Below are 23,584 nucleotides of genomic sequence, written 5' to 3'. Positions count from 1 at the left end.
GTCTTCCGCACCATCGAACGCCCCGTCTACGACACCCTCATGGCCGACCAGCTCGACACCGCCGTCGAACAGAAGGGCAAGGGCGACCTCGCCACCCTCCTCGCCGGCAACGACACCTGGACCGTCGCCGGCTGAGGCCTCCCACACCGTCCTCGGGCGTGGATCGAGTCCCGCCCGACCGCAGGGACGGACCCTGTACGACATCGCGGCGGGCGAAGGCCCACCGCCGCGTGCGCGGTGCGCACCAGCACACCCGACACCCCCCTCAGGAGGGACACATCGTGAAGGATCCCAAGGACAGGCTGGATTCGCTGCGCGCCGGCATCGAGCGGCGCAACCCCGCGCAGCCGGAGTTCCACCAGGCGGTACGCGAAGTGCTCGACACCCTGGCGCCGGTGTTCCGGGCCCGCCCCGAGTACGCCGTGCCCGGCCTGGTCGAGCGGCTGACCGAGCCCGAGCGGCAGATCGTCTTCCGCGTGCCGTGGCAGGACGACCACGGCACCGTGCACGTCAACCGCGGCTTCCGGGTGGAGTTCAACAGCGCGCTCGGCCCGTACAAGGGAGGCCTGCGCTTCCACCCGTCGGTGGACATCGGCGTGGTGAAGTTCCTCGGCTTCGAGCAGATCTTCAAGAACGCCCTGACGGGCCTCGGCATCGGCGGCGGGAAGGGCGGCAGCGACTTCGACCCGCGCGGCCGCTCCGACGCCGAGGTGATGCGCTTCTGCCAGTCCTTCATGACCGAGCTGCACCGGCACATCGGGGAGCACACCGACGTGCCGGCCGGCGACATCGGCGTGGGCGGCCGGGAGATCGGCTACCTGTTCGGCCAGTACCGGCGGATCACCAACCGCTGGGAGGCCGGCGTACTCACCGGCAAGGGCACCGGCTGGGGCGGCTCGCAGATCCGCCCGCAGGCCACCGGCTACGGCAGCGTGCTGTTCGCCGCGGAGATGCTCCAGCGCCAGGGCCTCGGGCTCGACGGCCGGTCCGCGGTCGTCTCCGGCTCCGGCAACGTCGCCCTCTACACCATCGAAAAGCTCCAGAAGCTGGGCGCGTACCCCATCACCTGCTCGGACTCCGAGGGCTACGTCGTCGACGACAAGGGCATCGACCTCGACCTGCTCAAGCAGATCAAGGAGGTCGAGCGGGGCCGGGTCGGCGCGTACGCCGAGCGGCGCGGAGCCTCGGCCCGCTTCGTGCCGGGCGGCCGGGTCTGGGAGGTGGCCGGCGAGGTCGCGTTCCCCTCGGCGACCCAGAACGAGCTCGGCGCCGACGACGCCCGCGCGCTGATCGCGAGCGGGGTCAAGGCGGTCTCCGAGGGCGCCAACATGCCCACCACGCCGGAAGCGGTCCGGCTCTTCCAGGAGGCCGGGGTCGCCTTCGGCCCGGGCAAGGCGGCCAACGCCGGCGGGGTCGCGGTCAGCGCCCTGGAGATGAGCCAGAACGCCGCGCGCAGCGCCTGGACCTCGCAGCGCGTGGAGGAGGAGCTGGCGGGCATCATGCGCGACATCCACCAGGTCTGCCACGAGACGGCCGAGCGCTACGGCGCCCCGGGCGACTACGTCACGGGAGCCAACATCGCCGGCTTCGAGCGGGTCGCGGACGCGATGCTCGCCCAGGGCGTGATCTAGCCGCCCGCTGCCCGCAGCCGGAAGGCCCCGGCCGCCGGAAAGCCCCCGCCGCCGAAGAGTCTTCGCCGGCGGGGGAGCGGACGACGAGAGCCGCCCGCGCGCAGTGCGCGCGGGCGGCTTCTCGTGCGTGCGTGTGTGGGGGGTGGGTGTGCCCTTCTGCGGGACTCGCGCGCCCCTACTCGGCGACGTAGGTGTACCCGCTGTGCTGGTAGACGAGGAGCTCCAGTTCCTCCTCGGTCACGGTGCCCTCGGTCGGCGAGAAGTGCTCGTACCGGTTTCCCCAGAGCACCTTGACCTTGTCGGTGGTGTCCGAGACGTAACGGACCCGGTCCTCGGGAGCGAGCTCCTGGGCCGGACCGCCGCGCAGGATGACGTTGGGCGTCTTTGTCTTCATGGGGCCTCTCCCTTGGGGCGCGGAAACGGAGGCAGCGACCTCACTGCGGGGCCAGGATCAGCGTCCCTGCTAAAGCGGCTCTAAACGTCCACGCGGCTCAGGCGGTGCTGTCCGGGGTCGTCCCGGGTTGCGTGTGGAGGACCTCGCGGGCCTGCTCCGCCGCACGGGTGATGCTCTCGGCTATGAAGTCGAGGAAGCGGGCGATGTTCTCCAGGCGGGCGGCGGCCGGGGTGTCGGCGCCGAGGACGCCCACGCCCTGCCGCGCGGTCTCGACGAGCTGAACGGTGGACCGGGCGCTGGACATCATCGACTGGTACCAGACGTCGTCGTCGACGATGTAGCGGTCGCGGCGGCGTTCGTCGCGCTCCCGGCGGACGAGGCCCTGGCTCTCCAGGAACGCGACCGCCTTGGAGATGGACGCCGGGCTGACCTGGAGGCGCTGGACGAGTTCGGACGCGGTGATGCTGCCCTCGTCGGTGGTGTAGAGGCAGACCAGCACCCGGCACATCATCTTGTTGGACAGGCCCGTCTGCATGAGGACGGTGGTGAACAACTCCTCGTACGCGCGCACCGCCTCGGGGTCGCGCCCGTGGGCCTGCGGGGGCGCCTGCGGTCCGCGGGGCGCGGCCTGCCGGCGCCGCTGGGCGCGGTGCTCGGTGGCGCGGTGGGCGATGTCGGCGCGGTAGGCGGTGGGGCCGCCGTTGCGCATCACCTCGCGCGTGACGGTCGAGGTGGGGCGTTCGAGGCGCCGGGCGATCTCCGCGTAGGCGAGGCCGTCGGCCAGCCCCAGCGCGATCTGCTGGCGTTCCTGCTGGGTGAGTCTGCCTCCCGGCATCGCGGTCTCCTTCGTGGTCCTGTGCGGCCGCCGATATCGGGAGCATAGCGTTCAACCTCAGTCCATTGCAACGCATGTGAGGGGTGATGTTGCGTTAACTTTGAATCCATCGCAACGATTAATCGGCTCTGACCTGCATTTATATCATTCGGCTGCAACGAATGTGTTGCCTCATCCGCGAACGCAACGTAGCTTTTCGCCTGTCAGAAAGCAGCGGGCCGAAGGGGTCCGCAGCACTGCGACAAGGAGAGAACGATGCAGAAGTTCGACACCCCCGCCCCGGTCTCGGCCGTCCTCGACATCCCCGCGGGACGTATCCGGTTCATCGCCGCCGACCGGGCCGACACCACCGTGGAGGTCCTGCCCGCCAACGCGTCCAAGAGCAGTGACGTGAAGGCGGCGGAGCGGATCGAGGTCGCGTTCGCCGACGGTGTCCTGCGGATCGAGGCGCCGGCGTCGGCGAACCGGATCCTGGGCAGCTCCGGCTCCGTCGAGGTCACCGTCCAGCTGCCCGCCGGCTCCCGCGTCGAGGCGAAGGCGGCCGCCGCCGAGCTCCGCGGCGTGGGCCGACTCGGCGAGGTCGTCCTCGAGGGTGCACAGGCCGAGGTCAAGCTCGACGAGACCGCCGGAGCCCGCATCACCCTCCAGGCCGGTGACATCGAGGTCGGCCGCCTGGGCGGCCCCGCCGAGATCCACACCCAGAAGGGCGCCATCCGTATCGCCGAGGCCGTGCGCGGCGCGGTCAGCCTCACCACCCAGCACGGCGACATCACGGTCGGCGCCGCCCGCGGCGTCAGCGCCACCCTCGACGCCGGGACCTCCTACGGCCGGATCCACAACGCGCTCACCAACACCGACGGCGCCGCCGCCGGCCTGACCGTCCACGCCACCACCGCCTACGGCGACATCACCGCCCGCAGCCTGTGACCGCCCCGTGCGCCGTGCCCGCCCCCCGGCCGGCAGGGGTCGGTCCGACCGCATCAGGGGTCGGTCCGGCCGGGTCAGGGGTGGCGGGCCGGGGGTGCCTTCCGGCAGCCTTGGGGATCACGGACCACAGAGGGGAGCACCGTGCTCACGGCACTTGAGGGCGCGTACGGAGACCGCAAGGACGCTGTCGAGATCGCCGGACGCACCGCCTCCTACGAGGAACTCCTCGCCGCGGCGGGCGCGGTCGCCGCGGACGTCGCGGGCCGCCCGGCCGTCGCCGTGACCGCCACCGCGTCGCTGGAGACGGTCGTGGCGGTCGTCGGGGGCCTGCTGGCCGGCGTACCCGTGGTGCCCCTGCCCCCCGACTCCGGCCCGGCCGAGCGCGAGCACATCCTGCGCGACTCCGGAGCGCACCCGATCGACGTCGACCTCACCCGCCGCGCCGACTTCGGCGGCCCTGCGCCCGCCCCCGAGGACCCCGCGCTCGTCCTCTACACCTCGGGCACCACCGGCGCCCCCAAGGGCGTGGTCCTCACCGGGGCCGCGCTCGCCGCCGACCTCGACGCCCTGGCCGAGGCCTGGCAGTGGAGCGCCGAGGACACCCTGGTGCACGGCCTGCCGCTGTTCCACGTGCACGGCCTGGTCCTCGGCGTGCTCGGCGCGCTGCGCACCGGTAGCCGCCTGGTGCACACCGGCCGCCCCACCCCCGGGGCGTACGCGAAGGCCGGCGGCAGCCTCTACTTCGGCGTGCCCACCGTCTGGTCGCGGATCGCCGCGGACCCGCAGGCGGCCGCCGCCCTCGCCCCCGCCCGCCTGCTGGTCTCCGGCAGCGCCGCGCTGCCCGCCCCGGTCTTCCGGGACCTCGAACACCTCACCGGCCACCGCCCGGTCGAGCGGTACGGCATGACCGAGACCCTGATCACCGTCAGCGGCCGGGCCGGCGGGGAGGTCCGCCCCGGCACGGTCGGCACCCCGCTGCCCGGGATCCGCACCCGCATCGCCGCCGAGGAGGGCGCCGAGATCGGAGAGCTCCAGCTCACCGGTCCCACCCTGTTCGCCGGCTACCTCGGCCGGCCCGAGGCCACCGCCGCCGCCTACACCGAGGACGGCTGGTTCCGGACCGGCGACATCGCGGCGGTCGACGAGGACGGCGTCCACCGCATCGTCGGCCGCGCCTCCGTCGACCTCATCAAGTCCGGCGGCTACCGGATCGGCGCGGGCGAGATCGAGAACGCCCTGCTGGACCACCCCAAGGTCACGGAGGCTGCCGTGGTCGGCGTACCCGACGCGGACCTGGGCCAGCGGATCGTGGCCTTCGTCGTCGCCGAGGGCGTCACCGGCCCCGAACTCACCGACTTCGTCGCCTCCCACCTGTCGGTGCACAAGCGCCCGCGCGAGGTCCGCTTCGTCGCGTCGCTGCCGCGCAACGCGATGGGCAAGCCGCAGAAGCGGCTGCTGCTGGGGGAGTCGGAGCGGTGACGGGGGCAACGGCGTTAACGCCGTTAACGCCGTTAACGCCCCGACCCTCCCGGCTCGCTGACGTCCCGTCGCCTCAGCTCTCGATCAGGCGCCGGAAGACCACCGTGTCGAAGATGTCCTCCATCCGCACCGCGACCCCGTCCCGAAGGGTCCAGGAGTGGATGAAGGGAAGGGTCTTGGTCGTCCCGCGGACCGAGGTGACCTGGCGGACGCCGAAGACCACCACCCGGTCGCCGGAGGCCACGAACTCCTGCGGCTCCAGCCGCATCCCGCCCAGGACGGCGGGTACCCGGGAGAGGAACTCCCGTACGCCGGCGTGGCCGTGCTTGGTGCCGCCGAGGCCGTACTCCGCCATCCCGTCGGGGTGGACCCACTCCACCTCGGGGTGCAGGGTGCCGAGCAGGGCGGCCACGTCGCGCTCGTGGAAGGCGCGGTAGGAGCGCCGGATCAGGGCCAGGTTCTCGTCGGAAGTCGCGGCAGCCGTCGTTGGCATCATGATCGTCATCTTTGGTATCCCCCGTTGCCAATGAAATGGATGAAGCCGAAAAGGTCTCTCAGGCCGTGACGTGCTGCGGGTGCAGCGCGCGCAGGGTGCGCTCGATGCCGTCCCGCCAGTCCACCCGGCAGGGCCCGGTCAGCGACCGGCGCAGGGTGGGGTCGAACTGGTACGTCTCCCGGGTGACCTCGCTCGGCACCAGCCGCGCCTCGACACCCGTCAGCGCCTCGATGTGGCGCAGCAGGTCGGTCACGCCGACCGCCTCGTCGCCGCCCCAGTTGACCACCGTCGACGGGACCGACGCGGCCTGCCACAGGTGCGGCACGTGCGCGACCAGGTCCTCGGTGTGCAGCAGCGAGCACCAGTTCTGCCCCTGGAGCGGCACCGCGATCGGCGCCCCGGCCAGCATCTGCTTGAAGTAGAGCATCGGTACGCCGCCGTAGGAGCCCGGCCCGTACGCGATGTTGAGGCGGGCGATGGTGGCGGGCAGGCCCAGCACCCGGGCGAAGGCGCGGACCACGCCTTCGGTGGCGAGCTTGGCCATCGGGTAGGCGGGCAGCCAGTCGGCCGAGCCGTCCACCGGGTCGTCCTCGGTATAGGCGTGGTCCAGCGTCCGGCGGGCGTACAGGGCGCCCGTGGAGACGTACAGGAACGATTCCGCGGTGCGGCAGTGCGTCATCAGCCGGCCGGTGGCCACGGTGTTGACCTCGGCGGCCCGGTTGAAGTCGCCGTCCTCGCCGCGGTCCACCGCGGAGTGCAGCACGTGCGTGAAGTCCTCGGGCAGCCCCTTGAAGGCGTGGTCCGAGGTGTCGGCCATGTCCCAGTGCCAGGTGGTGATCCCCGCGTCGGCGAGCTCCCGCTCGACACCCGGCGTACCGAACCGGCCGATGCACCAGACCTCGTTGTCCGCGGCCAGGGCCTGCGCGACCGGTCGGGCCACCTGCCCGGTGCCGCCGGTGACCAGTATCTTCTTGCCCTTCATCCTTCGCTTCTCTCCCCCGTGTCCGATCGTACGTGTGGTGCTCGTCAACTCGTGCGCAGGCCGGCCGCGGCCGCGCGGGCGGCGTCGGCCCCGGCCATGCACCGGTCCAGCTCCGCGCGCAGGACGGCCTGGAAGGAGGCCACATGGCGCGGTCCCATCAGCGTATGGTGCTCCCCTGACACCGCCAGGTAGCGGTTGGGTTCCGTGGTGTGCTCGTCCCAGCGGCGCAGCTCGCGCTCCAGCCAGTCCTCGCGGGTGCCGCGCAGCGGATCGGCGACGAACACGCTCATGGAACGCACCGTCCCGGACGGCTCGTAGCTGCGGCCCAGGTCGGTCAGCGCGTCGGCGACCTCCGCCCAGGCGGCGAACTTCTCCTCGTCCAGGTCGAGTTCGGCCAGCCGCCCGGCCGGGGCGAGGGCGATCAGGCGGGCCACCTGCGCCTCCCGGGGCAGCCCGCGCAGCTCGGCCGGGAGCAGGGCGGCCTGCTCCGCGTCGACGAGGTCCAGGAAGGCCGCCAGATGGGTGGCGGTCTCGGTGAAGTCCAGCTCCTCCATCCGGTACTTGATGTGCGGCGGCAGGTTGAAGCTGCCGACGAAGTCGACCCGCTCGCCCTGCTCCTGGAGGACCTTGGCGATCTCGAAGGCGACCGCGGCCCCGTACGAGTAGCCGGCCAGGGCGTACGGGCCGTGCGGCTGGCGGGCCCGGATCGCGTCCACGTAGGTGTCGACCATCTGCTCGAAGGTGGCGAAGGGCTTCTCGCCGTCGGCCAGGCCGCGGGCGCGCAGGGCGTGGAAGGGGCGGTCGCCCGCGAAGTACGCGGCGAGCCCGACGAAGACCAGGACCTCGCCGACGCCCGGGTGGACGCAGAACAGCGGGGTCTTGGCGCCGGTGGTCTGCAGCGGCACGACCGGGTCGTACGGGCGGGCGCCGGCCGCCGTCCCGTCGCCGGCTCCCGCTCCGGCGGTGGCCGGCAGCGCCGCACCGGTCCCGGTCCGGCCGGCCAGCCGGGCGGCGAGCGAGCGGACCGTGGGCGCGGTCAGCACGGTGACCACCTCCAGCCCGGCCACCCCCAGCCGCTGCGCCACCTTGGCGCGCAGCCGCAGGATGTCGAGGGAGGTGCCGCCGAGGTCGAAGAAGCTCGCGGTGGCGCTGACGGTGGCCGGGTCGACGCCGAACATCTCGCCGTAGATCCCCGCGAGCACCTGCTCGACGGGCCCCTCGGGCGCGGTCCAGCCGCCCGACATGCGCTCGCGCAGCTCGGCCGCGGCCCGCCGCTGGGGCTCGTATGCACCCGCCTCCAGGCTGCGGCGCATGTGCGCGCGCTGGATCTTGCCGAGGCTGGTCTTCGGGAAGGCCTCGGCGGGCAGCGGCAGCACCAGCGCGGGCCGGAAGCCCCAGTGCATCACCACGGTGCTGCGGACGGCGGTGAGCACCCGGTGCAGGCCGGCCTCGTCGCCGGCGGGCAGGTCGGGCGTGAAGGCGATCACGAGCTGCTCGGTGTCGCTGCCGGCCGGGCGGGTGGGGAAGGCCGCGACCAGGGTGGGGGTCACGCCGTCGAGCCGTTCGAGCACGGACTCGACGTCGTGGCTGAAGTAGCTGACGCCGTTGACGATGACGCTGTCCTTGCTGCGCCCGACCAGGGTCAGCCGGCCGTCGTCGATGCGGCCGAGGTCGCCGCTGCGGAACCAGCCGTCGGCGGTGAAGGCCTCGGCGGTGGCCTGCGGGTCGTTCCAGTAGCCGGAGGTCAGCATCGGGCCGCGCAGCTGGAGCTCGCCGGGCTCGCCCGCGGGCAGGACCCGCCCGTCCTCGTCCACGACCCGCATCGCCAGCCCCTCGACGGGGGTGCCGAGGTGGGCGAACTCCGCGTCCCGGTCGGCCTCGGGGAAGGCGCCGCGGGAGTAGACGCTGCCCGCGCAGGTCTCGGTCATCCCGAAGGCCGGCCACAGGGCGTCGGGGGCGAGGCCGTACGGGGCAAGGGCGCGAAGGAACGTTTCCCCGGTCGGGACGACCACGGCCTCCCCGCCGCTGACGACATGCCGCAGCCGGCTGAGGTCGAGGCTCTCGCCGGTGTCGGCGAGCCGGCCGGCGGCCGCACCGACCAGGCCCAGCAGGAAGTTGGGCGCGAAGGTCATCGTCACACCGTGCCGGTCGATCAGGCGCGGGAACTCCAGCGGGTCGTCGAGCACGGCCGAGGCCGGGGCGTGCACCTGGCTGCTGCCGGTGGACAGCGGCAGCAGGTGGCACTCCAGGAGCGCGGCGACGTGGTCGAAGGAGACCCAGTTCAAGGTGGTGTCGGCGGCGGTGAGCCGCTGGTGGCCGTTCTTCGCGGCCATGGAGGCCAGCAGGGCGGCGTGGCTGAGCATGACCGCCTTGGGCGCGCCGCTGGAGCCGGAGGTCAGCATCAGCACGGCCGTGTCGCCGGGCGCGGCGCGGTGCAGCCCGTCGGCGGCCCCCGCCCCCTGAAGGTCCGCCGGCTGCCCCGGCTGCCCCGGCTGCCCCGGCTCCCCCGGCTCCTCCAGCTCCGCCGGCTCCTCCGGCTTCTGCGGCCCCTCCAGTTCCTCCAGCGCGACCACCGACAGCCCCTCGGCCGCCGGCAGCCGGCCGGCGAGGGCGGCGGTGGTGACGGTCAACGGCCCGCCGAGCAAGGCGCCCACGTGGCGCAGCCGCTCGGCGAAGGCCGCCGGATCGCCGGCCGGGGCCGCCATCGGGCAGGGCAGGAAGCCGCCCAGCACGGCTGCCCAGAATGTGGGCAGGAAGTCCTGCGAACGCTCCAGGACCATTACGATCCTGTCCTGCGGGCGCAGCCCGCGCGCCCGCAGTCCGGCCAGGATCCGGCGGGCCCGGTCCAGGAGTTCGGGGTAGCTCTGGACCTCGTACCCGAGGTGGGCGGCGCCGCGGCAGTGCCGCAGGCCCGCGCCGGGGTGCCGCTCGGCGGCGGTCAGCAGCAGGTCGGTGAGAGTGGCCGGGCCGGTGGCCCCGGATGCGGCGGCCCGGTGCGTGGTGGTCGCGGGCGCGCTGGTGGGGGGCTGCGGGGAAAACACGGTCGTCTGTCTCCTGGTCTCGCGGCACGCCGCCGGCGGCGTGCGTGCCGAATCGATGAAGGACGCGGACGTCGTCGTCCGCTGACGCGTGGGGGTGGAGGGCCGGGCCGCGGGGGTGGCGGGGCGCGGATCCCTTCGGGGGCGGTGCACCGCGGGTCGGGGGAGGAGGACCGCGGTCAGGCTCGGAGTCGGCGTACGGAGGGCAATCGACGTACGGCGGGCAGCCGGTCGGCGCCCGCGGGCAGCGCGATCGTGGCCACCCAGCCGTCGGGCACGGCGAGGGCGGTGGTCCGCCAGGAGCCCGGGAAGCCGAGGGGCGCGGTGTCGACGAGGTCCCCGGCGTGGACAGGGTGCGCGGTGTCGGCACCGTGCAGGCCGCGGTCGTGCGCCGTGTCGAGACCGTGCAGGCCGCCGTCGTGCGCCGTGGCGACGACGTGCGCGGCGCCGTCGCCGCCCGCGAGGCCCTCCGCGAGGCCCTCCGCAAGTCCGTCCGCGAGGCCGCCCCCGAGGTTCTCCGCGAGGCCGCCCGCGAAGCCTTCCGCGAGCCCCTCCGACCCGGTCTCCAGCGCCGTCAGCTCCGCGGCGATGCCGACCCCGACCGCCTTGAGCACGGCCTCCTTGCGGGTCCAGCAGCGCAGGAAGGCCAGCGTCCGCGCGTCCCCCTCGGGCAGTGCGTACACGGCTCGGCGTTCGGCCGGGGTGAGTACGAGGAAGTCGAACCGCTCGGCGTCGAGCGGCCGGACGTGCTCCACGTCGATGCCGACCCGGAAGGGGGAGAGGGCGAGCATGCCCAGCCCGTCGGTGTGGGCGACGCTGTACTGCCAGGTGGTGGCGGGGAACTCCACCGCCGGAGGACCGTGTTCCGCGCTGCCGCATCCGGGACAGGGGAGGCGGCCGAGGGAAATATCGGTCGCCGGCACACCGAGTGCCTCGGAAAGGGCACGCCTGACCGCTGCCCGGCATGTGATGAACTCCGCCCGGGCGTCCCGCGATTTCATATTCTGCGCCCGCGACACCTCGCTCTCGTCGAGAAGTTCGAGATCATTGCTCCGGTACCGGCCGGTCGGTACCGGCCACCACCACACAATGGCATCGTTGGTGTCGAAGATTGGCGCATTCGTGAGCTGATCCGTCCCCGTGTGGCGTGTGGTCACAGGGGTCACCGTAGGCTCGAACTCCGCTTGAGGGGGCCTCGCGCCGGGGTGACTTGGCCGGAACCGGACACCGTCGGCACGCACCGTGAGAACGGATGCGCAGCCCGTGATGCAAGCGGAAGTGGCGGTTTTCGTTCCGGTGGGTGGGTGCAGCTTGCTGCCATCGCGGCTGGAAAATCTCGTCGTAGTCGCCGAAAAAAAACTGGGGTTGACATCTGTGCGCGCGTCGTCTTGCGTTCGCCGGGATCTTGTTGACTGGTCACGATTCAGCGAACTAGTGTCTGAGCTTGGACGACGCTCGATAGCCGGCCGAATGTTGCTTGATTCAAATGTTGAGCACACATCCATTTTCGCGGGGAGACGGGCCGGCCGCAGCGTCCTGCCACCGGTCCGGCAAGGGGGATGCAGTGACAGGTGCCGCCATCAGGCCCGCAGACGTGGAAGGAACACACGAAGGGATGCCGGAAGCAGAGCCCTCCGACCACGCCGCACACGTGGAGCGGACCCTGTTGCAGGCCCGGGCCCTCATCGAGTCCACCGTCTCGCTGTACCGCAAGCGGCCGGCCTCCGCGCCCGCCGCTCCGCACACCGACGTCGCCGTGCTCGGCGAGGCCGTCGAGGAGCTCGTCCGCAGCGCCCGCCACTCGGTCTGCGTCGCCATCACCGGCAGCGAGGCCTTCCACCACATCGCCCGCAAGGCGCTGGGCTCGCTGGAGTCCGGGCTCGTGGTGCGACTGCTGTGCGCCCCCGAGGTCGCCGACCGCTCCCTGGCCCTGCTCACGCGCATGCCCGGCGCGCGGTTCGAGGTACGCGTCTGCGAAGCCGAACTGCGCGACATCGTGGTGGTCGACGGCGCCTCCGCACTGGTCCGGACCGGCGCGGGCAACGCCAAGGGGCAGGCGACCCTCGTCAACGACGCCGCCGCGGTGCGTGCCCTGGAACTGCTGTTCGCCGGGGCCTGGTCCCGCGGCCGCAAGCTCGACGACCACCTGGCTCTGAGCCCGAAGCTGCGCACCGACCTGACCCGCCGGATCCTGGAGCGGCTGCGCGACGGCTACACCGACGACGCCGCCTCCCGCGACCTCAACGTCTCCCTTCGTACCTACCGCCGCCACGTCGCAGACATCATGCGCGAGCTCGGCGCCAACTCCCGCTTCCAGGCGGGGGTACGCGCCGTGGAACTGGGGCTGCTCGCGGAGTAGGCAGGGGCCGCCGGGCACCCTTCAGGGGTACGGGGAGGCTTTTCACGGGGATGACGCGGACCGGCCGACCAACCGGCCCGCGCCGCAGGACAAGAACACCAACGGGGATGGTGAGTGCCGCGTGTCGCACGCGACCGAGGACGAGCTGGAACAAGCGCTGCTGGAAGTACGGGCCCTGATCGAGTCGACGGTGGCCATCCACCGCGACCGCAGCGTCCGGGAGCAGCAGATCGCCACGGTCGACGGCGGCTACGCGCCCGTCCTGCACACCGCGGCGAACCTGATCCGCAGCGCCGTGCGGACCATCGACATCGTCGACGCCCGGCTGCCCGGCGCGGAGGAGGAGTCCGCCCGCCGGGACCGGGCCGAGCGCAACCTGATCTACGAGACGGCCGACGGGGTCTCGGTGCGGCTGCTCACCAGTCCGGTCCTGGTCGACGAGGACTTCGTCCGCGAACAGCTCGCGCTGGACCGGCCGGTGGCGATCCGGGTGGCCCGGGTCCCCCCGCTCCAGGCCCTGCTGGTCGACGGCAGCAGCGCACTGGTGATGGCCGAGTCCGCGGCCGGCGTCCGGGCCTCGATGATCCGCGCCCCGGAGGTCCTGCACACCCTCGGCACGCTCTTCGAGAGCATCTGGCGCAACGCCGTGCCCGCCGGCGAGCGGATCGTCTTCGGCGACCGCGACCGGGCCGCACTGGCCCGGCAGATCCTCGGCGCGCTGCGCGCCGGGGTCACCGACGAGGTGGCCGCCCGCGAACTCACGGTCTCGGTGCGCACCTACCGCCGGCACGTCGCCGAGATCATGGCCCTGCTCGGCGCCCAGTCCCGCTTCCAGGCCGGCGTACGGGCCGCCTCGCTGGGCCTGCTGCCGCCCGGGCCGGCCGTGCCGGGCGGCGGTACCCGCGTCTGACGCGAGTACCGCCGTACCCGCGGCCGACGCGGACCGTACGCGCGGCCGACGGGGGTCCGTACGCGCGGCCGACGCGGGTCCGTACCCGCGGCCGACGAGCCGCTGGCAGCTTCCTGAAAGCGCTGTTGCCGCCCGCCCGGCGACGGCAGTTGTATGGCCGCCAGGAAAGGGAGCCGGGTGTCCCCGCGATGCCCGGAACATCCTTCCCGGCGGCTGCGGAGACCCCCGATCCGCAATGCCGCCGGTGCACGGGGATCCGTAAATGCCGCGGTACCGCGCGTCACGGATCCCCGTGCCCCCGTCGGAATTACGGTGCGGAAGGCGGGTCAGTGGACCGGTTGCCGATAGGCCTGGTGTTTCCGGGCCAGGGAACACAGAAAGAGAAAATGGGCGAACCCTGGCGGGACGCCCCGTCCTGGAAGCTCACCGAGGAGATCTCCGAGGCCGCCGGCGAGGATGTCGCCGGCCTGCTCCTGGACACTCCCGACGAGCAGCTGCGGCGGACCGACCTCGCCCAGCTCGCCGTCTTCACGGTCTCCGTCGTCGCCCACGCGGAGGCGCTGCGCACGGGGGCCTTCGACGGGCAGCGGGTGGTCGCCTGCGCCGGGCACAGCCTCGGTGAGTACAGTGCGCTGACCGCCGCCGGCGCCCTGACCGTCCCGGCCGCCGCCGCCCTGGTCGCCGCCCGCGGCCGGGCCATGCGCGGGGCCGCCGAAGGACGGGCCGGCACCATGGGCGTGCTGGTCGCCGCCCCCCTGGACGACGTCGAGGAGCTCACCGGGCGGATCCGGGCGGAGGGCCTGGAGGTCTGGGTGGCCAACGTCAACGCCCCGGGCCAGACCGTGCTCTCCGGCTCTCCCGAGGCCATCGACCGGATCGAGGCCGAAGGTCCCTCGATCGGCGCCAAGATGATCCGGCTCAAGGTCGGCGGCGCCTTCCACAGCCCCTTCATGGCCCCGGCCGCCGAGGCCCTGCGCACCGCCCTGCGCGGCACCGCCTTCGCCCCCGCGCACCTGCCGGTGGTGGCGGGCGTCGACGCCGCGGCGTACGCGGGCGACTGCGACTGGCCCGATCTGTGCGAGCGCCAGCTCACCTCCCCGGTGCTGTGGGAGCCGGGCGTACGCACCCTCGTCGGCCCGCTCGGCTGCCGCCGGCTGGTCGAGCTCGGGCCGGGCCGCACGCTGGCCGGCCTGATCCGGCGGATCGCCCCGGACACCGAGACCGTGTCCCTGGACCGCCCGGCGGCCCTGGCCTGACCTGCCCGCCCCTGTGAGCTCGGCACCGAGCGTCCCGGAGGCGGACCGAGCCCCCGAGAAAGAGGAGACCCACGCACCATGGCACTTGGCACCGACAGTATCTGGCTGCGCAGATACGCCACCGCGGCGCCGCCCCGGCTGCGGCTGCTGTGTCTGCCGCACGCCGGCGGTTCGGCCGGCTTCTTCCACTCCTGGGGGCACGCCTTCGGCGAGGACGTCGAGGTGATGGCCGTACGCTACCCCGGCCGCCAGGAGCGCATCGCCGAGGAGCCGTGGACGGAGCTGGAGGAGCTGGCCGCCGCCGTCGCCGCCGAACTCACCCCGTACACGGACACCCCGCTGGCGCTCTTCGGGCACAGCATGGGCGCCACCCTCGCCTACGAGATCGCCCTGATCCTGGCCGAGCGGCACGGCATCGCCCCGGCGCTGCTGATGGTCTCCGCCCGCCGCGCCCCCCACCTGCTCACGCCCCGCTCCGCGGCCTTCGGCACCGACGAGGACATCCTGGCCGAGGTCAAGCGGCTCGGCGGCACCGATTCCGCGCTGCTCGACGACGAGGACCTGCGCGAGCTGGTGCTCCCGTCGATCCGCGCCGACTTCACCGCCGTCGCCCGCTACGCGGCGCGCGAGGGCCGCCCCCTCGGCTGCCCGGTCGTCGGCTACGTCGGCGACGGCGACCCGGACATCACCCCCGACCAGGTCGCCGGCTGGGCCCGCCTCGCGCCCCGCGGCTTCGACCTGAAGGTGCTGCCCGGCGGGCACTTCTATCTCATGGACGAGCGCGACGCACTCCTTCAGGACATCCGCGCACGGCTGGCCGCGCAGCGGTGAGCACCGCGGTCCTGGCCCGGCCGATGTCCGGGGTGGGGGTCCTCGACAAGGCCTCCGTCCTGCTGGACATCGTGGAGGGCGGCCCGGCCACGCTGGCCGAGCTGGTCACCCTCAGCGGCATGTCCCGTCCCACCACCCACCGCATCGCGGTCGCCCTGGAGCGGCTCGGCATGCTCACCCGCGACGTCCAGGGCCGGTTCGTGCTCGGCCCCCGGCTCGGGCTGCTCTCCGTGGAGGCGCGCCGCGACCGGCTGGCCCAGGCCGCCGCGCCGGTCCTCGCGGACCTGCGGACCAGGACCGGCCTGGACGCCCGGCTCTACCGCCGGCGCGGCACGCTGCAGATCTGCGTCGCCGCCGCGTCCGTCGGCGTCGCGGGCCCGGAGACCGACGCGGTGGGCACCGCCCGGCCGGCCTCGGCCGGCCCGGCCGCCCAGGTGCTGTTCGCCTGGGAGGAGCCCGAGGAGCTCTACGAAGGCCTGTGCCGGGCCCGGTTCACCGCGGCGCACCTGGCACTGGTGCGCCGACAGGGCTGGGCGTACGGCAACGAGCCGATGGTGCCCGGGGCCGTGTCCCTCGCCGTACCGGTGCGTACCGGGACGGGCGGGGTGGCCGCCGCCCTGGTGCTGACGGGCCGGTCCGCCCGGATGCCCGCCGCCCCCGACCGCGCGCTGAGCGGCGCCGCGGTGGACGCGGCTGTCGCCCTCGGTGACGCGTTGCTGCCCGGCCGGGACGGGTCGACGCCCGCGGGCCGGCCCGGCACCTGAATTCCCCCGGCGGCATTGGCAGGTTGTTGCAGCCGCCGTTGTGAGAAAAGAAACCCCGCCCGCACCATTCCTGTGCGAGTAAGTGCGCCGCGCTCGGCGGCGAAATCCGTGAAGGAGAAAAAGCGTGACCACTGCTACGCGCGACGAGCGTCTCGAGACCATCAAGGAAATCGTCTGCGACATTCTCGAGATCGAGGAGGACGAGGTCACCGAGGTCAGCCTTTTCAAGGAGGACCACGACGCCGACTCCCTCCGCGCGATCGAGATCCTCGCCGCCCTGGAGAAGGAGTTCGGCATCGTCATCAACCAGAGCGAGCTGCCCCGGATGGTGAACCTCAAGGGCGTCTACGAGGTCGTCTCGGAGCCGGCCGGCTGGTAGTCGGTCGGTCCAGGTCCTGCGGGCGGATGGAGAGGTTGCCATGACAGCGGCAGAGCGCGGCACCGGCCGGACACGGCCGGAGCGGCACCGGGTGGTTCTCACCGGACTAGGAGTGGTGTCCAGCATCGGACTCGGCGCGAAGGAGTTCCTCCAGGGACTCCGCGAAGGCCGCAGCGGTGCCCGGCCCATCTCCGTGTTCGAGACGGAGGGATTCGCCCACGCGAACGGGTGCGAGATCACGGATTTCGATCCGCGCGAATGGATCACCACGCTGGACGTGGAACAACTCGGCAGGGCCGCGCAGTTCTCCGCGGCCGCCGCCCGGATGGCCCTGGAGGACTCGGGCCTGGACCTGACGCGGCTGCGCACGCAGCGCGGCCTGATCTCCATCGGCACCACCGACGGCGAGAGCTACGACCTCGACCAGCTGGTCGAGCGGGAGCTCGCCGACGGCGTGGGCGCCTTCGACCCCGTGGCCGCCCGGCGCGTGCCGGCCGGGCGGCTGTCGGTCGCCGTGGCCCAGGAACTGGGCCTGACCGACGTCGAGGCGCTCACCATCCCCACCGCCTGCTCGGCCGGCAACTACGCCATCGGCTACGGCTTCGACGCCGTCAGCTCCGGCGAGGCGGAGTTCGCCTTCTGCGGCGGCGCGGACGCGATGTGCCGCAAGACCTTCACCGGCTTCTACCGGCTGGGCACCATCGCCCCCGACCGCTGCCAGCCCTTCGACATCGACCGCAAGGGCATCCTCACCGGCGAGGGCGCGGGCGTCCTGGTCCTGGAGCGCCTCGACTCCGCCCTGGAACGCGGCGCGACCATCTACGCCGAGGTGCTCGGCTACGGGCTCAACTGCGACGCCCACCACCAGGTCGCCCCCGACCGGGACAGCGTCGCCGAACTGATGCGCCTGGCCCTGGACAACGCCGGCGTCGCACCGCACGAGGTGGACCTCATCTCGGCGCACGGCACCGGCACCAAGGCCAACGACATCACCGAGGTCGGCGCCATCCGCCAGGTCTTCGGCGACAACCCGCCCCGCACCGTCTCGATGAAGTCGATGCTCGGCCACAGCATGGGCGCCGCCAGCGCCCTCGGCGCCATCGGCTGCGCCCTGGCCATCCAGAACCGCTTCATCCCCCCCACCATCAACCATGTCACCACCGACCCCGAGTGCGACGTCGACTGCGTGCCGAACCAGGCCGTCGAGGCAGACCTGCGGATCGTCCAGAACAACGGTCTGGCCTTCGGCGGCAACAACGCGGCGGTGCTGCTCGGCCGGTACGACGCGATCAAGGAGGCGTCATGACGATCCGCCCCATCGTCGGGATGGGCGCCGTCGCCGCCACCGGCTCCGGTGTCGGTGAACTCTTCGAGAACCTGTGCGCTGGCATCAGCGGCCGCGCCGAGCTGCGCGGCTTCGACCGCACCCGGTTCCGCGCCCAGCACGCCTACGAGGTCGACGACCGACCAGCCGTCGGCGAGGACGTACCCGGCCGCGCCAGCCGGCTGCTGCACGAGGCCATCGCCCAGGCCGCCGCCGACGCGGGCCTGGGGGAGGACCTCTCCGGCATCCCGATCCTGGTCGGCACCGGCCTGCGCGAGCTGCGCTCGCTGGAGCTGTGGTGGCGTGACGGGTCCCCCTTCGCCGACTCCGGGCTGCACTTCGGCACCGGGCTGCGCGAGCGGTTCAACGCCGACGTCACCCACACCTTCTCCAACGCCTGCTCGGCCTCCCTCTACGCCCTCGCCCTCGGCAGCGACCTGCTCAGCCAGGAGGGCGAGGACGCCCCGGACACCGTGATCGTCGCCGGTGTCGACGTCCTGACCGAGTCGATGTACGGGCTCCTGGAGCGCGTCCACCCGACCCCGCCCGACCGGGTGCGGCCCTTCGACCGCAACCGCACCGGCGTCCTGATGGGCGACGGAGCCGCCGCCATCGTGCTGCGCCGCAGCGCCGAGGACACCGACCGGGTCTACGGCCACCTGCGTGGCGTCGCCGTCAACTGCGACGCCTACCACGTCACCGCCCCCTCCCCGGAGGGCATCGCCCAGGCCATGCGCGCCGCCCACAAGCTCGCCGGCGTCAAGCCGTCCGACGTGGACCTGGTGATGCTGCACGGCACCGGCACCCTCCTCAACGACGAGGCGGAGGCCACCGCGCTCGCCGACGTGCTCGGCGACGACGCCTCGGTGCCGCTGATGACCGCCGTGAAGTCGATGACCGGGCACACCTCCGGGGCGTCCGGCCTGATCAACCTGATCGTGGGCGTCCAGGCCCTGAACGAGGGCCGGGTGCCGCCGACCGTGGGCCTGGACGAGCCGGTCGAGGAGGCCGCGCCGTTCCGCTTCGTCACCGGGCAGCCGGCCGTGGACCAGCCGCTGAAGGTGGCGCAGCTCAACGCCTTCGGATTCGGCGGGATCAACGCCGTCGCCATAGTGGAGGGGATCCGATGACCGCCCAGAGCCTCGACACCACCGTGGTGGTCACCGGCGCAGCCGTCCTGCTGCCGGGTGCCGACACCGTACGCGCCCTGGCCGACGGCCCGGCGGCCGGCGGCGCCCCCGTCGAGCCGGCGGCCCACGTCGGCAGGAAGGGCCTGCGCTACAAGGACCGCGCCACCCAGCTCGGCTACGCCCTGACCGCCGCCGCCCTGCGCGACGCCGGCCTGCTCGGCGCCGACGAGAAGGACGGCCTGTCCGTCCCCGCCGCCAGCGTCGGCGTGGTCGCCAGCTCCAACTTCGGCAACCTCGACACCGTCGCCCGGGCGCTGGACACCATCCGCGAGGAGACCGTCACGGCCACCTCCCCGATGGACCTGCCGAACGCCTCCAGCAACGTCGTCGCGTCCTCCGCGGCCATCCGCTACGGGCTGCGCGGCCCCAACCTGATGGTCTGCAACGGCGAGACCTCCGGCCTGGACGCCGTCCACTGGGCCGCCACGATGATCGCGGCCGGCCGTACCGAGCGGGTCCTGGTCCTCGGCGTCGAGCCCGACAACGAGGTCGTACGCCGGCTGCTCGGCGGCGGGCACGCCGTCGACGGCGGCGCCGCCCTGGTGCTGGAGTCCCGCACCGCGGCCGAGCTGCGCTCCGCGACCGTCCGGGCCGTCGTCGGCCCCTACCGCCGGGGCGCCGCCGACAGCGCCGAGGCCGGCCGCCGCTGGCAGCTGCCCGAGCACCTCGGGACCGCCTCCGGCGCCCACGGCCTGCTCCAGGTCGCCGCCGCCGTCGGCCTCTTCGACTCCGGGGAGTCCGGCCCCGTCCAGGCGGTGGCCGGCAGCGCCGACGGCGACGCCCGCGCGGACCTGCTGCTGCTCGCCCCGCGAGCGGCGTGAGCGCGGCGGCAGAGGAGGAGGAAGCCGTGGTGAACACGCACGTGGACCTGCGCCCGGTCGCCGTCGAGCGGCGCACCGAAGGACGGGGCGGACCGCGCGTCCTGCTGCTGCACGGCCTGGCCGCCAACGACAGCGTCTGGGAGCGCGCGCTGCCCGAGCTGCCCGCCGACTTCCAGCTGTGGACCGCCCGCCTGCCCTGGCGGACGGAGACCATCGCCGACTGGGACGAGCAGCCCAACCTGCGCGGCTGGCTGGCCAAGGCGCTGGAGGCGGTCCCCGGCGGGGCCGAGGTGGTCGTCGCCCACTCCATGGCGGCCAACGTCCTGCTCGACCTCCTCGACCAGAAGGTCCGCGGCGGGGCCGACGGCCTGCGCCAGTTCGGCATCCGGGCCCTGGTCCTGGTGTCGCCCTTCTACCGGGCCCGCGCCGAACACTTCGACTGGGACACCATCACGTACTACCTCAACGACTTCCACCTGATCATGGAGGAGGGGATCCGGGCCCACTCGGGCGGCCGGGTGCCCGCCGACATCCAGGCGGCGATGGGGGAGCGGGTCCGCGACCGGGTCGGCCCCTACGGCTGGTTCCGGTTCTTCGACCTGTACCTGCGCACGCCCTCCCTGGACACCAGCCGGATCACCGTCCCGACGCTGGTGCTCGGCGGCGAGACCGACTTCGCGGCCCGCCCCGAGGAGGCCGTCACCCTCGCCGAGGCCCTCCCGGACGCGGTCGCCCGTGTCCTGCCCGGCAGCGGGCACTTCCCGATGCTCGACGCGGCGGACGTCTTCGCCGCCGCGGTGAGCGAGTTCGTCCACACCACCCTGGGTCCCGCCGCGCCGCGCGGGAGGGCCCTCACCGACGCCCTGGAGCTCCAGCGATGACCCTCGTCACGGACACCGCCGTCAAGGCGCTGCTCACCACCGCGACCACCACCACGGTGCGCCCCCGCTACGAGGGGTCCAACATCTGCACGTGGATCGGCTTCAAGCACGTCAACTACCTCGTCGAGGAAGCCGTCCTGGACCACTTCCGCCAGACCGGGCTGCCCGCCCGCGCGCTGTACGAGGAGCACGGCCTGGGCCTGGACCTGGTCAGCATCGACAGCCGCATCCTGCACGCCTTCCACATGGACGACACCGCAGAGGCCGAGGTCGTGCCGTGGACGAAGGACACCGACGGGACCATCGGGTTCAAGGTCACCATCCGGTTCGAGCGGGGCGGTGAGACCCTCAAGGCCGTCACCTCCAAGGTCCGCGTCTCCCTGCGGATCGACACCTACCTGGAGGCGGCCGGCGAGGTCCCCGAGCAGCTCGCCCGCTTCGCCGTCGCCACGCTCGGCGACGACCTGGAGCGCGAGGAGCCCGCCGCGGCCCCCGCCGAGGAGGAGATCCTCGCCTCCCTCACCGCCGGGCAGAACGCGTACGCCTGGAAGTGGAACATCCCGTACCCGTACTGCCACTTCACCGAGCGCATCCAGATGTCGGGCTACCTGCGCCTGATGGAGGAGGGCAAGGACCGCTTCGTCGCGGACCGCGGCATCTCCATCAAGACCCTCCTGGACGACCGCCGCTGGATCCCGGTCGTGCCGCGCTCCGACATCCGCATCCTCGACGAGGCGCTGATGGAGGAGGACCTCTACACGGTCTACACCGTCGAGGAGGTCTTCAAGGACTTCACCTACACCTCCCGCATGGACTTCTACGTCCTGCGCGACGGCAAGCTCGTCAAGACCGCCACCGGCCGCATCGTGCACGGCTACGCCGTCATCGAGAACCGCCGCGACTGGAGCCTGGTCAACTTCGACCAGCGCGTGCTCGACGCCGTCAACGGGGTGCCGCAGGCGTGAGCGAGATCTGGGAGAGCGGCACCCCCCGGCTGCTGCTCATCGAGAGCCAGGGCCGCGTCGCGCAGGACGCCGGTTTCCGGCGCGACGCGGTCACCCAGGTGATCACCGGGCAGTCGGCGCTTCTCTTCCTGGTCCAGGACGGGGTCGTGCTCGCCGTCCCCGGCAGCGACAGTGACCTGGACCGGTTCCAGAAGGAGGGCGGAGTGCTCGCCGCGGACAGCTTCTCGCTGGCGCAAGCCGGGCTCGACACGGCGGCGCTCCGCCCCGAACTGCACGTCGTAGGCATGGACGTGGTGGCGGGCTGGATCCTCGATCCAGCCGTCCGGGTGGTGTGGCACTGAAGTGGCCAGGCAGATCCCGCACACGGACGTGCTCATCACCCTCATGGGTGCCCCCCACGCATCGGACCAGGTCCTCACCGCCCTGCGGCTGACCCAGTCCCTCCTGGAGCGCGGTGCCACCGTACAGGTGTGGACCTGCGGCTACGCGACCATGCTCACCCAGCGCGGCCTCGGCTCCGACAAGCCGCGCAACCTGGCCGACTGGAACCGGGAGTACCCCTCCACCGCGGCGCTGGTGGAGGAGCTGCTCACCGCCTGGGAAGGCCGGCTGTACTGGTACGGCTGCCGCTTCTGCAGCGACGACCGGGGAGCGGTGGACCACCTTCCCCAGGTGGTGCTCCGCCCGCCCGCCGGCTACGCCGCCAACGTCGCGGCCGCCGACAAGACCCTGCACCTGGGGGTGATCTGATGGACGGCCGGGTGCTGGCCATCATCGAGCGCGGCTACCGCGGCGCGCTGGAGAAGCAGTTCTTCGACGAGCTCTACCTGGCCACCGAGCTGCACCGCCAGCTCGGCGGCCTGGACATCCTGCTGCGCGGCTCGGCGGTCGGCTACGCCGTGGACGCCGGCCCGGTGCCCGCCGTACGGCTGGGCAACCGGACCGTGGACACCCTCACCGACCCCCGGGCGGGCCTGAAGACCCTGCTGGCCGCGGGAGTCGGCGTCCTCGTGGAGGAGCCCGACATCGCGACCCTGGGCGCGGCGCGCCCGCTGGTCGAGGGCGTGCGGTTGACCGCGGCCGGAGAGACCGCGGCCCGCTGGATCGACTACCGGATGGTCGTCTTCCTGTGACCGGGCCGGCGACGACATCGACGACCCGGAAGACGTCGACGACCCGGAAGACGTCGACGGTCCGGACGACCCCGACGACTGACGACGACCATCCCGAACGGAAGGAACACGTGACGGTCATGACCACCCTCACCACGGGCACCGGACGACCGGTGATCACCGCCTGGTCGGCCGTGTCGCCGTACGGCATCGGCAGGGCCGCGTTCGCCGACGGCCTGCGGGAGCGGCGCAGGGCCGTCACCGAGCTCGGCCCCGAGCACGGCACCACCCCCGGCGGGGTGGGCCACGTGGTGCCCGGCTTCGCCGTCCGGGAGGTGCTCGGCAAGAAGGGCACCCGCTCGATGGACCGGGTCACCGGCCTCGCCGTCGCCGCCGCCGGCTCCCTGCTGGACGACTCGGCGCGCAACCGCGCCGTCGGCACCGGTGAGGGCGCCGCGTTCGCGCTCGGCACCACCACCGGCAGCGCCCAGTCGATGATGGACTTCACCCGCGACTCCCTCACCGGCGAGCAGCCCTTCTTCGTGGACCCGGCCCGCTTCCCCAACACGGTGATGAACTGCGCCGCCGGCCAGAGCGCCATCTGGTTCAACCTCAAGGGCCCCAACGCCACCATCGCCGGCGGGCGCACCGCGGGCCTGCACGCCCTGAACTACTCGCGCCGGCTGCTGGGCTCGGGCCGCGCCCGTACGGTGCTGTGCGGCGCCGCCGAGGAGTTCAGCCAGGCCCGGGCCTGGCTGGAGCACCACAGCGGCGAGCAGCCGGCGGACGGCAGCCCGGCCGCTCCGGCGCTCGGCGAGGGCTGCGCGATGCTCCTGGTCGAACCCCACACGCCCGAGGACGCCGACCAGCCCGTGCTCGCCGAACTCCTCGCCGTGGAGCTCGGCGTGGTCCTCGACGGCGACCCCCGGCCCGCCCTGGTCTCCTGCCTGCGCGCGGCGCTGCGCCGGGCCGGCGCCGAGCCCGGCGCCGTCGCCGCGGTCCCTTATCCA

Annotated in this window: 24 protein-coding genes and 1 pseudogene; 19 read left to right on the top strand and 6 right to left on the bottom strand. The window is 73.1% G+C overall.

The genetic code is table 11. The features are described from left to right. Together GPJ59_RS37440 and gdhA are read left to right on the top strand one after the other, a co-directional pair. A pseudogene (locus GPJ59_RS37440) lies at nt 1-135 on the top strand (2-oxoacid:ferredoxin oxidoreductase subunit beta); the annotation flags it as partial. Nucleotides 136-281: 146 nt separating this feature from the next. Continuing rightward, nucleotides 282-1,631: an NADP-specific glutamate dehydrogenase gene (gene gdhA / locus GPJ59_RS15530; protein ID WP_219667723.1), complete on the top strand. Its 1,350-nt coding sequence runs from the start codon at nt 282-284 to the stop codon at nt 1,629-1,631. Nucleotides 1,632-1,806: 175 nt separating this feature from the next. Here the strand turns inward: gdhA and GPJ59_RS15525 are convergent, their stop codons facing one another. Together GPJ59_RS15525 and GPJ59_RS15520 are read right to left on the bottom strand one after the other, a co-directional pair. Next, nucleotides 1,807-2,025 (bottom strand): DUF5988 family protein, encoded by a 219-nt coding sequence (locus GPJ59_RS15525; protein ID WP_219667722.1) that lies wholly within the window; start codon nt 2,023-2,025, stop codon nt 1,807-1,809. Nucleotides 2,026-2,122: 97 nt separating this feature from the next. Beyond that, entirely contained in the window at nt 2,123-2,860 is a 738-nt protein-coding gene (locus tag GPJ59_RS15520; protein WP_219667721.1) for a helix-turn-helix domain-containing protein, read from the bottom strand. Nucleotides 2,861-3,115: 255 nt separating this feature from the next. Here GPJ59_RS15520 and GPJ59_RS15515 point away from each other — a divergent pair, with 255 nt between their 5' ends. Then, nucleotides 3,116-3,787 (top strand): DUF4097 family beta strand repeat-containing protein, encoded by a 672-nt coding sequence (locus tag GPJ59_RS15515; protein ID WP_219667720.1) that lies wholly within the window; start codon nt 3,116-3,118, stop codon nt 3,785-3,787. Between the two features lie 141 nt (nt 3,788-3,928). Next, nucleotides 3,929-5,266 (top strand): AMP-binding protein, encoded by a 1,338-nt coding sequence (locus tag GPJ59_RS15510; RefSeq protein ID WP_219667719.1) that lies wholly within the window; start codon nt 3,929-3,931, stop codon nt 5,264-5,266. A 73-nt stretch (nt 5,267-5,339) separates the two neighbouring features. Here GPJ59_RS15510 and GPJ59_RS15505 read toward each other — a convergent pair whose 3' ends face one another. The 4 genes from GPJ59_RS15505 to GPJ59_RS15490 form a co-directional block, all read right to left on the bottom strand. Further along, nucleotides 5,340-5,762 carry a nuclear transport factor 2 family protein gene (locus GPJ59_RS15505; RefSeq protein ID WP_258024426.1) on the bottom strand — a complete coding sequence of 141 codons (423 nt, stop codon included), beginning with the start codon at nt 5,760-5,762 and terminating at the stop codon, nt 5,340-5,342. Nucleotides 5,763-5,820: 58 nt separating this feature from the next. Then, the gene (locus tag GPJ59_RS15500; protein WP_219667718.1) at nt 5,821-6,744 is read right to left on the bottom strand and encodes an NAD-dependent epimerase/dehydratase family protein; all 924 of its coding nucleotides are present in this window, start codon (nt 6,742-6,744) and stop codon (nt 5,821-5,823) included. 44 nt (nt 6,745-6,788) lie between these two features. Further along, nucleotides 6,789-9,785, bottom strand: a complete 2,997-nt coding sequence (locus tag GPJ59_RS15495) for a non-ribosomal peptide synthetase (protein ID WP_219667717.1) — start codon at nt 9,783-9,785, stop codon at nt 6,789-6,791. A gap of 176 nt (nt 9,786-9,961) precedes the next feature. Next, the gene (locus GPJ59_RS15490; RefSeq protein WP_219667716.1) at nt 9,962-10,630 is read right to left on the bottom strand and encodes a 4'-phosphopantetheinyl transferase family protein; all 669 of its coding nucleotides are present in this window, start codon (nt 10,628-10,630) and stop codon (nt 9,962-9,964) included. A gap of 767 nt (nt 10,631-11,397) precedes the next feature. On the opposite strand from GPJ59_RS15490, the gene GPJ59_RS15485 reads away from it, so the two are divergent. The 15 genes from GPJ59_RS15485 to GPJ59_RS15415 all read left to right on the top strand — a co-directional run. Next, nucleotides 11,398-12,141 (top strand): TrmB family transcriptional regulator sugar-binding domain-containing protein, encoded by a 744-nt coding sequence (locus GPJ59_RS15485; protein ID WP_219667715.1) that lies wholly within the window; start codon nt 11,398-11,400, stop codon nt 12,139-12,141. Nucleotides 12,142-12,262: 121 nt separating this feature from the next. Next, nucleotides 12,263-13,051 (top strand): LuxR family transcriptional regulator, encoded by a 789-nt coding sequence (locus GPJ59_RS15480; protein ID WP_219667714.1) that lies wholly within the window; start codon nt 12,263-12,265, stop codon nt 13,049-13,051. 386 nt (nt 13,052-13,437) lie between these two features. Next, nucleotides 13,438-14,307: an ACP S-malonyltransferase gene (locus GPJ59_RS15475; RefSeq protein WP_258024425.1), complete on the top strand. Its 870-nt coding sequence runs from the start codon at nt 13,438-13,440 to the stop codon at nt 14,305-14,307. Nucleotides 14,308-14,385: 78 nt separating this feature from the next. Further along, the gene (locus tag GPJ59_RS15470) at nt 14,386-15,138 is read left to right on the top strand and encodes a thioesterase II family protein (protein WP_219667712.1); all 753 of its coding nucleotides are present in this window, start codon (nt 14,386-14,388) and stop codon (nt 15,136-15,138) included. Continuing rightward, nucleotides 15,135-15,902, top strand: coding sequence for an IclR family transcriptional regulator (locus GPJ59_RS15465; RefSeq protein ID WP_308120312.1), 768 nt, complete (start codon nt 15,135-15,137; stop codon nt 15,900-15,902). The genes GPJ59_RS15470 and GPJ59_RS15465 overlap by 4 nt, the downstream gene beginning before the upstream one ends. A gap of 124 nt (nt 15,903-16,026) precedes the next feature. Continuing rightward, nucleotides 16,027-16,281: an acyl carrier protein gene (locus GPJ59_RS15460; protein WP_219667711.1), complete on the top strand. Its 255-nt coding sequence runs from the start codon at nt 16,027-16,029 to the stop codon at nt 16,279-16,281. A gap of 40 nt (nt 16,282-16,321) precedes the next feature. Next, complete coding sequence (locus GPJ59_RS15455; protein WP_219667710.1) at nt 16,322-17,587, top strand: beta-ketoacyl-[acyl-carrier-protein] synthase family protein; 1,266 nt, start codon at nt 16,322-16,324, stop codon at nt 17,585-17,587. Continuing rightward, nucleotides 17,584-18,735: a beta-ketoacyl-[acyl-carrier-protein] synthase family protein gene (locus GPJ59_RS15450; protein WP_219667709.1), complete on the top strand. Its 1,152-nt coding sequence runs from the start codon at nt 17,584-17,586 to the stop codon at nt 18,733-18,735. Before GPJ59_RS15455 ends, GPJ59_RS15450 begins: the two co-directional genes overlap by 4 nt. Further along, nucleotides 18,732-19,616 (top strand): beta-ketoacyl synthase N-terminal-like domain-containing protein, encoded by an 885-nt coding sequence (locus GPJ59_RS15445; protein WP_219667708.1) that lies wholly within the window; start codon nt 18,732-18,734, stop codon nt 19,614-19,616. Before GPJ59_RS15450 ends, GPJ59_RS15445 begins: the two co-directional genes overlap by 4 nt. A gap of 26 nt (nt 19,617-19,642) precedes the next feature. Continuing rightward, the gene (locus tag GPJ59_RS15440) at nt 19,643-20,497 is read left to right on the top strand and encodes an alpha/beta fold hydrolase (protein WP_308120311.1); all 855 of its coding nucleotides are present in this window, start codon (nt 19,643-19,645) and stop codon (nt 20,495-20,497) included. Continuing rightward, nucleotides 20,494-21,462, top strand: a complete 969-nt coding sequence (locus GPJ59_RS15435) for a thioesterase family protein (protein WP_219667707.1) — start codon at nt 20,494-20,496, stop codon at nt 21,460-21,462. Before GPJ59_RS15440 ends, GPJ59_RS15435 begins: the two co-directional genes overlap by 4 nt. Further along, nucleotides 21,459-21,803 carry a hypothetical protein gene (locus GPJ59_RS15430; RefSeq protein WP_219667706.1) on the top strand — a complete coding sequence of 115 codons (345 nt, stop codon included), beginning with the start codon at nt 21,459-21,461 and terminating at the stop codon, nt 21,801-21,803. The genes GPJ59_RS15435 and GPJ59_RS15430 overlap by 4 nt, the downstream gene beginning before the upstream one ends. Before the next feature lies 1 nt (nt 21,804). Next, nucleotides 21,805-22,212 carry a hypothetical protein gene (locus tag GPJ59_RS15425; RefSeq protein WP_219667705.1) on the top strand — a complete coding sequence of 136 codons (408 nt, stop codon included), beginning with the start codon at nt 21,805-21,807 and terminating at the stop codon, nt 22,210-22,212. Beyond that, nucleotides 22,212-22,595 (top strand): hypothetical protein, encoded by a 384-nt coding sequence (locus GPJ59_RS15420; protein ID WP_219667704.1) that lies wholly within the window; start codon nt 22,212-22,214, stop codon nt 22,593-22,595. Before GPJ59_RS15425 ends, GPJ59_RS15420 begins: the two co-directional genes overlap by 1 nt. Before the next feature lie 119 nt (nt 22,596-22,714). Further along, on the top strand, nt 22,715-23,584 hold an 870-nt coding region (locus tag GPJ59_RS15415; RefSeq protein WP_219667703.1), incomplete at its 3' end, for a beta-ketoacyl synthase N-terminal-like domain-containing protein.

Origin of the sequence: Streptomyces bambusae, assembly GCF_019400985.1 — a bacterium.
Lineage (GTDB): Bacteria > Actinomycetota > Actinomycetes > Streptomycetales > Streptomycetaceae > Streptomyces > Streptomyces bambusae_A.
This window is presented reverse-complemented; position numbering and strand designations above follow the sequence as displayed.